This window comes from Calditrichota bacterium (assembly GCA_016867835.1).
GTDB lineage: Bacteria > Electryoneota > AABM5-125-24 > Hatepunaeales > Hatepunaeaceae > VGIQ01.
The window spans coordinates 1-11,667 of sequence record VGIQ01000090.1; the positions used below are offsets into that span (position 1 = coordinate 1).

Annotated in this window: 4 protein-coding genes; 2 read left to right on the top strand and 2 right to left on the bottom strand. The window is 59.8% G+C overall.

Annotated elements, in window-relative coordinates; all coding sequences use genetic code 11:
* Window positions 1-4,034, bottom strand: a 4,034-nt coding sequence (locus FJY67_09110) for a hypothetical protein (GenBank protein MBM3329610.1), incomplete at its 3' end; no start/stop codon positions are given.
* Window positions 4,035-4,313: 279 nt separating this feature from the next.
* On the opposite strand from FJY67_09110, the gene FJY67_09115 reads away from it, so the two are divergent.
* Both FJY67_09115 and FJY67_09120 read left to right on the top strand, forming a co-directional pair.
* Window positions 4,314-5,636, top strand: coding sequence for an MFS transporter (locus tag FJY67_09115; GenBank protein MBM3329611.1), 1,323 nt, complete (start codon window positions 4,314-4,316; stop codon window positions 5,634-5,636).
* A gap of 363 nt (window positions 5,637-5,999) precedes the next feature.
* Window positions 6,000-7,088, top strand: a complete 1,089-nt coding sequence (locus tag FJY67_09120) for an IS481 family transposase (protein ID MBM3329612.1) — start codon at window positions 6,000-6,002, stop codon at window positions 7,086-7,088.
* 312 nt (window positions 7,089-7,400) lie between these two features.
* Here the strand turns inward: FJY67_09120 and FJY67_09125 are convergent.
* On the bottom strand, window positions 7,401-11,667 hold a 4,267-nt coding region (locus FJY67_09125), incomplete at its 5' end, for a T9SS type A sorting domain-containing protein (GenBank protein ID MBM3329613.1).

An 11,667-nucleotide genomic window follows, 5' to 3' on the forward strand; every position in this document is an offset into this window, starting at 1 on the left:
TCCCAGGGCGCAGCATTGGCGTCGCCGATGAGGCGCTTTTCGGCGGACCAGGTGAGCGGCCCGTTGCCGCCGTTGAAGAGGTCGAACGGTATCTGGTATTCGTTGTCCGGTTCGAGCCGCCACCAGAGGTTATCCGTTGAAGGAAGAAACTCCGGATGTAGCAACTCAAAACTGATCTCAAGGCTGTCGCCTTCGGGCACCATCAGCGGCACACCATCCTCTATCTCGGTCTTGGTCGAGTCGTTATAGCCTTGTTTGCGCGCGGTGATTTCGAACGGCACTTCGGCGAGGGCTTCGGCGATGCGCCAATAGCCTTCCTCGTCGGTGAAGGCGGTGAAGCCGTGCTTGGTGAAGACGATGGCGTTCGGGATGCCGGCCCAGGTTGCGGCGTCGCGCACCCAGCCGTAAAGTGTGCCGGCACGGAAACGGGGGCTGGTTGAGAAGAGGATGGATCGCCGGTTGGCCAGTTGAGCCGCACCCGGATTGGGGTACTGATTGTTCCAGGTGTAGTTGACTCCGGTCCGGCCGAGGGGATCGGAGATGCCCACCGACGAGTAGGGGACGGCCTTTTCCCAGAGCGGATCGCCGCCCCGCACATTATCGGGGTTGACGACGACCAGATACTGAAAGAGAATGTTCTGGTCCCCCGATTCGGTGATCCATACCGACCGGTCGTAAATGATCAACTGGAAGGTTACTTCGGTCTGCTGGCCATTGGCGATCCGCATCCGATACCATTCGACGATGAAGCGGGAGTCGGAGGTGTCGTGAAAGACATAAACCCCGGCGCCTTCACCATGGCGGAGTTCCGTCCAGAGCGGCGCCATCATTCCGGCAGCGCCGCCGACCGCCTGATCGAGCGGCCACCGCTGGAAGTTGAGCGCGCGCACGTGCGATCCGGCCGTTACGAAGCCATTGGTGCAAACGGTGATCGAGTCGAAGACCTGCCCGTAGAACTGGGTCTCGAAGCCGAGCGGAATCACCATGGCTTCACCCTGGTCATTGGGCGACTGGCCGGAGAAGTTGAGCCGGGTGCCATTAAAGGTGCGGTTCTGGGGATTGGCGATTTCGACCCACTCGAAGCGCGGCGCAACATCCCACAGGGTGTCGGTGTTGTCGAAGCAAATGTAGCCGTAGCCGTCCGGGCCAAAGGGCGCGTTAGCCCGCGGCTGCATCACCTGCAGTTCGAGGAAGGTCGTGTCGAGCGGCCCGTCGTCCGTCAGCAGAACGAGTTGCAGTTGATTTTTCAAGCCGGGCGGGACGATACGGTTGCCGCTGATGGTGAACCGGCTGCCGCCGGCCGCACGACCGCGCTCGCCGGGAGCGATCGCTTCAAACGTAACCTGACTCTCGACGACCGATATGCCGAGCCCCATCGTGCGCAGTTCCGCCCTCACCGGCGGAGAAGGGATCTGCCCGACGTTCATCAGTTCGATGTCGATCTGAGCGACCGAGTCGGGCACAATCGTTACTGCGGCATTGCCGATGAAGGTGCGGCGATATTCAAGGTGTGACGCACGAGGTTCGAGCCGGAGCGCCGACGTCCAGCGCTCCTCACCAGCGGCGAAGTTGACCTCAATCAAAGGCCTAAGCGCCGGCCGCGCGACGCCGTCCGGGCAGAGCGGCGAGATGGTGATCAAGACGCCCTGGTCGCCATCGACAGCCTGACCAGCCTCGACATCGCCGAACCAGAAGCCATTGTTGTCCGGATCGATGGTCACATAAGGCGAAAGGGTGCGGATAGTGGCGTTCAGCCCGCTGATCGCATCAGCCGTGCCGAGGTTGCGCGCCCGCATATAGAGCAGGAAGGTCTCGCCCGGGTTGACGAACTCGTCGTCGTTGCCCGTGATCTGCTCGAGCGTCCAACCAGCGATGTCGGGCCGGACCGCCGGGTTGGCGACAGTCCGTTCGCCGAAGAAGGGCTTGATGTCGCGTCCGGTAACCGTCAGATAGACGCGGCTGCTCGCGACGAATCTCTCGTTGCCCGACAGGACGTAGCGCACCCGTCCCTGATCGTCGGTGTAGGCAATGCGCTGAATAGCCGGGGTGAAATTGATGTAGTCGCCCATCTGCTGCGGGACGTTGCCCGGGGCATAGAGGGTAACCTGCGCGTTAACTACCGGCTCGTCGCTGTCGGGAAGATGGACAAAGGCCTCAATCAGGCGCGTGTCAGGCGCAACCTGAGGCGTGAACTCCATTGCCACAATGCGCGGGACGTCCATCCAGGGCAGCAGCCCCGGCTCGGCGAAGTGGTTGATATCGGTGCGCACGAGCAGCCGGGCGTTGCGTGCATTGTAGGTATAATCTGCCGGCAGGTAGAGGTCCATCAGGTTGTGCGAGCGGGCGAAACTCCAGCCGGTCGGCAGTTTCTTCTGGAGGATGCCGCTCACCATCTCCATCCACTGCATGTTCCACGGCGTGGTCGGGTTGAAACCCCAGCCATTGGTGGTGGCTACGGGGCCCTTAAGGTTATTGCCGCTGCCGGTGCGATACATCGCCTCGGCGCCCCACTCGCCGTGGCCGGAGACATGGACATCGACGGGGAAGACGCCGACATTGCGCATCGAGTCGTTGAAGGGCCGGTATTCGCCGCCGGAACGGGACTGCGCCCAGAGGTAGAACTCGGCGCGGCCAAACATAAGGTTGGTGCGCTCATTATGGCGCTGCTTCCAGAAGTCGCCGACGCGCTGGCCGGTGCGATCGTATTCACGGTCTTCGAACCATCGCAGATTGAAGCCTTGCGCCTTGAGCGCCGACTCGGCCCAGCGGACGGTGGTCGGGATCGTAGCATGCCAGGCCTGACCCGGCGAGTTGCCCCAATGCGACGAGTAGGCTGCGGCGCGGCGGAACCACTCGGTGTTCTCCATATAGGGGTTGGCTTCATAACCGAGGGTCCGGCCAACCATCAACTGCAGCGTTTCCTGCGAACCGCCAGGCCATCTCGAAAAGGCTACATCGGGATTGTTGTCGTTGCCGCCGTCCATGCAGGCATAGAGGTATTCGCCGTGCTGAGCATTAGGCCAACTGCTAGTGCCGACAGGCGACTGCAGCACCCAGCCCGGCGCCGGGGGATTCTCATAAGCGGTCCGGTCGCCGACCAGATGGAGGTAGCCAAAGGGCGGCTGGCCGGCCTGGCGCAGAGCGTCCCAGCGCTGCTGAATACGCTGCTTGACGGTGTTGTCGCTGCTGGCGTCTCCGCTCGAAAGGGCGAGGATGTCCACCCGGTAGCCGGCCTTGCGCCTCCACTCGATGAATGGCACCAGATACTGCATCGCGGCTTCTTGCGTCACGATCAGATAATGGCCGACATTAGCCGGGAGGCGGTCGCGCGCCGGATCGTCGCGGCGGATGTCGTCGCCGTTGAGGACATATTCCGACATCCACTGAAGGAAGAAGGGATCGTCGCCGACGATGGGAGGATCATAGACCGGGTTGACCGGCCGGCCTTCGGTCGGTCGAACCGCTACTTCAACGGAGAGATAGTGGAGATACTCGCCGGTGTTGAGGTCGTAGCGCACCGGGTAGATGACAACCTTGACGATGCGGTGGCCGCGGATGATGACCGGATCCTCCATCTCGGCTACGACCGGAGGGTAGATACCGTCGGGAGTCTCGACCGGACAAGCCTCGCCCTCTTCACCGATCAGAATCGCGGGTGGACGTTCGGCGCGAACCCGGATCGGGTCGCTATGATCGACGACCAGTTCGAGGTTGGTTGCTCCGGGGACGATGACCATGCGAGCCACCGATGGCAGGATCGGCATCCCGGGATGGTAGGTGGATGGCTCGCCTTCGATCCTCACTTGCGACTCTGTTGAGCCTTGCGGGTCAAAGGTAATGTTGATTGGCAGTTCCGGCAGTTCGGCCCGGATCACCACCCCGGCCGCGCCGGAGGAGACGAGTTGCGCCGTGTTGCCGCTGAGTGTCGTCATCCCCGTCATCGCCCGAAGAGCAGACGGCAGGACAAGTGCGAGCAACCCAAGCGACGCCACCGGCCAAAATGCCGGGCGAAGAGGGAGTGAGGATGGTCTCATGGTCTGTTGCGTTGAGGTGAATCCGTGTTGGAGTGAATTGCGCCTACCCCGTAGAATGTAATACGACGGGATTCCATCCTCCCTTGGCCGCCGGCATTAGGACGCATCGAATAAGTATAATCAATTCAACCGGCTCTGTCAAGCAGGAAGTCTGTTGTAAGGTCTCTATTTCAAGGTGTAAGTTTCAAGGTGTAAGTTGAGTGCTGAAGGTAAAGACCAAGAGCAACACTCCGTGCCGGCGTACGCCCCGTCCGCCGGTCAGCCACCAGACGAGGGCGTCTGGTGGCACGTCTGAAGCCGGATAGTGGTGAGCCAACTTTCAATGTCCCTAATGAGACCACCTATTTGCACCTGATCCTGAACCTCTTTCAAACTCGAGGCTTGACTTTGCTCTGGCTGGGGCAGATTGCATCCCAGTGCGGCGACAGCATTTACCGTATCGGGCTGCTCTGGCTCGCACTGGAACTGAGCGGGTCGGAAGCGGTAACCGGGCTGGTGGCATTGGCTTCTTATCTGCCGTCGGTGCTGTTGGCGCTTGCCGCCGGCGTCGCGGCGGACCGCAGCGACCGGCGGTGGTTGATGCTGGGAATGGATCTGGCGCGGGGGCTGCTGGTGTTGGCTCTTCCTCTTGCCGCAGTGACCGGTGCGCTTACGACCACCTTCCTGGGTTGGAACGCCTTCCTGATCGCCATCGCGGCGACCTTTTTCAATCCCGCACGGGACGCGTTCATCCCGCAACTGGTGCCGCCGGAAGGGCTGCTCCGGGCCAACTCGCTGATTCAGACCTCGTGGCAATTCTCGCTGCTTCTTGGCCCGGTCATAGCCGGCGGGTTGCTGCACTATGCCGGACAAGTGCATCTTTTTACTGCCAACAGCCTTTTCTACTTTGCATCGTTCCTCTTGATCCTGCTCATCCGGCCGGGGCGGGACGTGGCGGGGTATGGAGCATCTCCGATAATTCGGGAAACCACCGGTCAAGATGATGGGGCGCGGCCCAAGGCCATCGCCGGGATTATCGAAGGATTGCGTTATATCGTGCGTGAACCGGTCATCGGGCCGCTGCTCTTGATCACCATCGCCGATAACATTTTCATCATGGGTCCGGCGATCGTCGGAACGCCGGTGCTGGTGCGCAACGACCTCGGCCTCGGGGCTGAAGCCTATGCGCTGATCAACGGCTGCTATGCGGTAGGGATGCTGCTTGGGACGGCGGGACTGCTCACCTGGGGCGGTCGATTTGGGGCCGGAAAGGTGCTGCTGGTTGGAATGGTGCTCGACGGCATTACCTTTGTGCCGCTCTACTGGACTAATACCTTGCTGACGACCGGCGTCGTCATTGTGATTCACTCGCTGGCAATTCCGATGTTGACGGTAACCCGGGCGTCACTCATCCAGCGGATGGTGCCGCCGGAGATGACCGGGCGGGTCTTTGCCGCAGTCAATCTGGCGGTGGTTGGGATGTCGGCGATCTCGTCGGGACTTGCCGGGCTGGCACTCGAAGCGATCGGGGCACCGGCGCTCTTCTTTGGAATCGGCATCGCCGGAGGGCTGTGCGGGGTAGCGGGATGGATCTGGGCGGTGAAGTTGAGGGATTGTCGGTAGGATGCGATAATTTACAGGGTCTGCTAAATTTATTGCTCCGTGCAGAAAATTCTTGCAACGCATGCTGAACGCAGTGAAGCATCTCGACCGGAGGAGACCCTTCACCTCATCCAGGGTGACAAGAGCAACAGAACCAATCACTACTTGGTGCCGTTAGTTCTTGTCTTCCCCCCCCCTGCTTCGCGGGGGGGGCAATATGGGATTGCACTTCTACCCCCCTGTAGTCCCCCTGTATAGTCTGGGGAGATGGGTAACAAACGTGCGGGGAGATGGGTGACACAATCGTATCGCATGACAGGTCACAAAAGGAGGTCTGTCATGCCTTGGTTGGAGTACACCATTCCCGCACAAAGAGAAGCTTTTATCAAGCGGGTAGAAACCGACACTACCCCCTTCAGTCAGGTTTGCGCTGACTTCGGTGTCAGCCGCAAGACCGGATACAAGTGGCTGAGACGTTATCGCGCCTTTGGCGAAGCCGGTCTGAACGACCGGTCGCATCGTCCGGCGAAAAGTCCTAACCACTGTTCCCCCGAGATGGAAGCGGTCATCGTTGGACTTCGCCAGCGCTATCCCCGCATGGGCGGACGCAAGATCAACGCATTCCTGAAACGCCACGGCTATAATGACGTTCCAGCGCCGAGCACGGTCAGTGATATTCTGCGACGCCAAGGTTTGATTGATCCGGTTGAAGCGCGAAAACACAAACCGTTCATCCGGTTCGAACACGCAGCGCCTAATGATCTTTGGCAAATGGACTTCAAAGGCCATTTCTCCCTGCTGCGGGGACGTTGTCATCCCCTGACCGTGATCGACGATCACTCACGCTTCTGCGTCGGTCTGGTCGCCTGTCCCCACGAAAGGGGCTCCTTAGTGCAGGAAGTCCTGACCAACATCTTCCGTGAGTATGGGTTGCCCAACAGAATGAGCATGGACAACGGTAGTCCCTGGGGACGCGACGGACTCCACCAGGTCACCACCCTGACCGTCTGGCTGATGCGGATAGGAATCAAGATTACACACTCCGCGCCGTATCATCCGCAGACCCAGGGCAAAGACGAGCGCTTTCATCGTTCCCTGAAAGAAGAACTCCTGACACAAATTGTGCTCGAAGACTTACAACAGGCACAGCAACAATTCGAAATCTGGAAATCGTTCTACAACTGCCAGAGACCGCATGAGGCGATCTCCATGCAGGTGCCAGCTGACCGCTATCGGTCGAGTAGCCGCGGCTTCCCCGAAAAACTGCCGGAAATCGTTTATGACTGCGGCGCTATTGTGCGCAAGGTTCAGCGAAATGGCGAAATCTACTTCCGCAACCGCACGTTCCGGGTGAGCAGCGCTTTAGGCAGCATGCCGGTAGAACTCAGATCAAATGGCGATAACGGCCTATTCGATGTATATTTCTGTAATCAAAGGGTCGATACCGTTCATTGGGATCAACCCTATGAATAAAAACTGTCACCCATCTCCCCGCACGTTTGTTACCCATCAGTCCGGTCTATACAGGGGGAACGAAGGGGGGGGTAATCTGGATTGCTCCATATTCCCCCCCTGCAGTCCCCCTGCAGAGCGGGAGGACGTGACAAGATGAAACTGCACCTGTTAACAGTGAAAGTAGTCTGAAGGACAATCCTACAGCGCAAATAAATACGATAGCGATTACCTGTAGTGGGAGTGCTTCGATCTCAAACCACCCGGAGCCCCAAAAACGAGTGCTGCCGGAGCCTCGTTGACTCCGGCAGCGGCATAGATCAATAGTCCTTACTACTTCAACAGCACCAGCCGTCTGGTCATACTCTGACCGGCTGCCTCAAGCCGATAGAGATAGATTCCCGATGCCAGATGCGAGGCATCGAATGCCACCCGCCTCATACCGGCTGTGGTCCGCCCTTCGTGCAGGACGGCCACTTCGCGACCGGACAGGTCATAGACTGCGAGCCGCGCCGATGATGACTTAGGTAGCACAAACGCAATCGTCGTCAGGCCGTTGAAAGGATTCGGAAAGGCTTCGCCGAGGTGGAAAGTGAGCGGCACGATCTCGCTGCTCCCTTCGGAAGAGGGTTCGACCCTAAGGGTGGCAATCACCAACGGCTCCTCCTGCGCTCCGTTGTGCTCGACCAGCAGCCCGCCGGTGTAGGCGGTTTCGTTGCGCAGGAATTTCGATACGAAGTGGAGCCGGAAGGCTACCTGCGACTGGGCCGGAATGGACTGCCAGTTGTGATCGAACCGGACAAACCGCCCGTCGATGCCGGCATCGATCAACCTTAGCGTATCCGAAGCGCCATTGTCCCCGATATAGGCGAGCGTCGCCGCGCCGACTTCCCGGTCAAAACCGATGGCGAGCCCCCGGCCATACTCCGAGACCAATCCTTCACGCCCCAATCGTCCGTGCATGCGGATGTCTCCATTGGACGGATTGGCCCGCACCAGAAGCGATCTCGGATTCCCCGCCACGCCGGCCGTCGCCTGACACATCGCCCAGAGGTTGTATCCGTCCTCGTCGCACGGATTCCACGCCAGCCCCCGAACTTGAAGTTGCACTCCGAGCGCAGTCGTGTTGAACCGGAAGCGGTGAATCTCCCGCAACGTATCCCCCTCCAGCCGGACTTCGACAATGTCCTTGCCCTGCGCCTCATCGGCGACATAGATCGACCTATGATCGGGATTCCAAGCCAGTCCAAAGACGTTTTGCGGGCTGTTGGGTATGACATTGAAATGAGGCAGCAGCCACCGGCCGCGCAGGTTGCCGAGCGTATCGAGCCCGATCAGCCACGCCACCGTGTCGAGGTCGCCGCCGAAGATGACCATCGAATCGGGATCGAAGGCGAGGTCGCGGAAGCCAAAGCCATCGACGCCGCGCTGACTGAAACTGGCTATCGATTCGCTTCCGTCCCGGTTGAAGACGTGGATGAAGTTGTCGCCCGCGTTGAACAGGTCGCCTGAGCCTGCGACGTAGAACTTATCACCGATCATCTCGATCCCCGCCAGGTTCTCGTCCCCGGCTTCCCGCGAGAGATTGCTGCTCATCTGCAACGTGAGCGGCGGCGAATTCCCTTCGGCATCGCGACGGCGCAGCCGGAACCGCGCCGGGCCGTTGCCGTCGTTGACAACCGTAAGCCACTGATAACTGCCTTCATCGCCGGCGCTAAGACTGGTCGTAACGGCTCGCTCCGGGACGCTCACTTCAGGGTGAGTCATTAAAATGCGCAGGTTGGTCTCGCGGCCGTCTTCAATGGTAAACGCTACCCGCTGGTCGCTGTAGTGCTCGAGCGACACCGTCAGTGCGTGAATCCCAATCGGCAGGGTCGGAAATGCGAATCGTCCCGTCGCGTCGGTTACCGCTCTTTGGCCTCCGGTTACGACTTGCACCCCTTGAAGAGCGCGAGCGGTATCCTCGGCAACGACGACCCGCCCGGCAAGGCTCCCGGTGATGGCTTGAACGTCGGTCGTGAAGAGCAACGCCATTTCGTCTTCGAGCGGTCGGGCATTCGGATGGTAGCGGTTCCAATAGGCATATTCGATGCCGTCGGTCCCATCGTTGTTCTTTATCCCGATAGTGGCGTAATAGTTATCCGTTACGTCTCCCAACACCGTTGACCACGTCTTGTATTGGAATTTGAACTCTCCATCCCCCGACCGGGTTGGGAAGCGCTCCGGATCGAAGAGTATGATCTGCGACTCCTGCCGCACCTGATTCTGATCGCCATTAGCCTGCATCCGCGACCACTCGATGATGAAAATGCCTTCATCTTCGATGTAGTGAACATAGACACCGGCATCTTCGACCCGGTTGCTGATGAGATCGTCCCAGTTGATTGCCAGCATCGCATCGGGTCCCTGGATGCCCGGGATGCGGTTGTTGCGGAAATCGATGAAGAACGAGTTCCAGGCTCCAAATGCCACCCAGCCATTTGTGCAGACGACCAGAGTGTCGTAATCGACGCCGTAGTAGCGGAACGTGAACGGCAGCCGGATAGTGTTCGAGGTGTCCTTATCGACTGCGAAGTCATCCATCGGCAGTTTCGTGCCGCGGAATTCGGCATCCGGCAACTGGAAGTTGATCTCCCGCCAGTGGAAGGTCGGCCGCTTGTCCCATGACTGGTCGAAGGAATCGAAGCAGTAGTAACCGTAGGCATCGGGCCCGATCGGGTGCTCGATGCCGGCTTGCCCGACCGTGCGCTCGAAGGTGACGGTGTCGCGCCAATTGTCGTTCTGTTCACGCGAGGCCAGAAGCAACTGAAAACGCACAATGCTTCCTGGGACGGCGTACTCCGAGAGGCTCACCCTAAAGTCCGCATCCGAGGTCGCCTGGGTGTTCGGTGCCAGCGCCGCAAGCCGCGCCGTCGCATCGACAACCGTAACTTGCTCGGGATTCAAACTGACCAACTGGAGACTCGCCGCCGGCAGGGCCACCGTTCCGCTGTTGCGCAGCACGGTTTGGAACCTCGCTGTGTGTCCGCGGTCGATCAGGTCGCCTCCTTGCAGGTTGATGCCGGTCAGCGACGGAATCCCGGCCGAGGTCGCGACGTCGAAAGCGTGGCTCCATTCGCCTTGCTCGGCTACGATGCGCAGTCTGAGCCCGGCAACTTCGCCTTCCCGCGCGTTGCGCCCGACGATCAACTCGACCTCGGGCGTTGCCGTCGCTCCGGCATTGAGAACCCCGATATTGAGACTCTGCTGGCTGAACGTCACCGGAGCGTAATCCGACGCCAGGTGGACGACGACGTTCGATGCGTTCTGATTGCCGCTATTATGCAGTTGCAGCCGCGTCCGAACCCGTTCGCCGTTGGCAAAGAGCCCGTCCTGATTCTCGTATTCGACGCCTTCAAGGTCGATTGACACAGCCGAGTGCGACACTTCGATGGCACCGTGATAGGGCACCAGATTCTGTCCTGTGATCGTAACTCTGACCGGCGCCTGGCTCAGCGCTCCCGGCTGAATCGCGAATCGTGCGAAACCGTCTGCACCCGGCCGCTGAATGAACGAGATACCATTGGCCTGAGTGAGACTGACCACAGCGCCGGTGGCTGCTGCGCCTTCCGCCATTACCCGTACAACTATGCCGGTCGTGCCGGGGGTGACCCGTTCGGGGTGATCGACCTGCAGATCGAACGGCCGCGCAGTGTAGATGCGGGTCGAGGGATCGCCCAACGTAGTCGTAACGACAATGACCCGGAAGAGGTCCTCATAGATGTTTGGGGCATAACGATAGTCGTTCCAACCCTGCCACTTGCCCATGATCGAGAGCCAGCCCGGCTGGTGCAGACGGTTGTCCCGCATCCCCCGCACCATCCCGCCCAGGACGCTGTTGTTAAACTTGGTGTTGGTGAGACCATGCACGGATATGGATGCCACCGGACCCTTGGGGTTGTTATGCGATGATCCGATGAAGAAGAACTTCTGCAAATCCCACGAGAGGCAGGTTATTGCCATGACAAACGGATTGCGGCGGCCGGTGTTGACTGCGCGCTGATTGCGGTCCACCGATCCTGTGAGCCAGCCGCGTGATGCCACCACCGATAGGCCTTGATTCACCAGTAGATCCGCCACCTGTTGGTTGACCCGGGCGGAGGATGCGGAGTCGCTAAAGGCAAGCGTATCGACGCGCATGCCCATCTGGGTCCAGCGCAGCCAGGACCAGCGCATCAGGTGGATCATCGACGGGACAAACTGCCCGCCGGGGACATTGATGCTCTCGCACGTAAATAGTGCATGGTTGAACCAGGCGCGGTTGTTCTGATTGTCGAGAAAGGGCTCCCGTTCATAGAGAATCGACCGCTTGATCGCGCCCTGCAAGTCGCCTACCGATGCGGCATAGTATCGTCCCACCGAAATCTCCGGCACATAGCGCATGGTGTCGGCTAAGTTGCCGCGCATAATGCCGTAGTAATGGTCATTGGTATAAGGCTCGTTCCGGTACGCCGGGAAGAAAACCGCGTTCTCGGCCGGATTGTCCGAGCCAATGATGATCAGGTGGCTGATCGGATCGGCGACGTTGAAGTAGTCGTTCTGGATGATTCTCCGCACATCG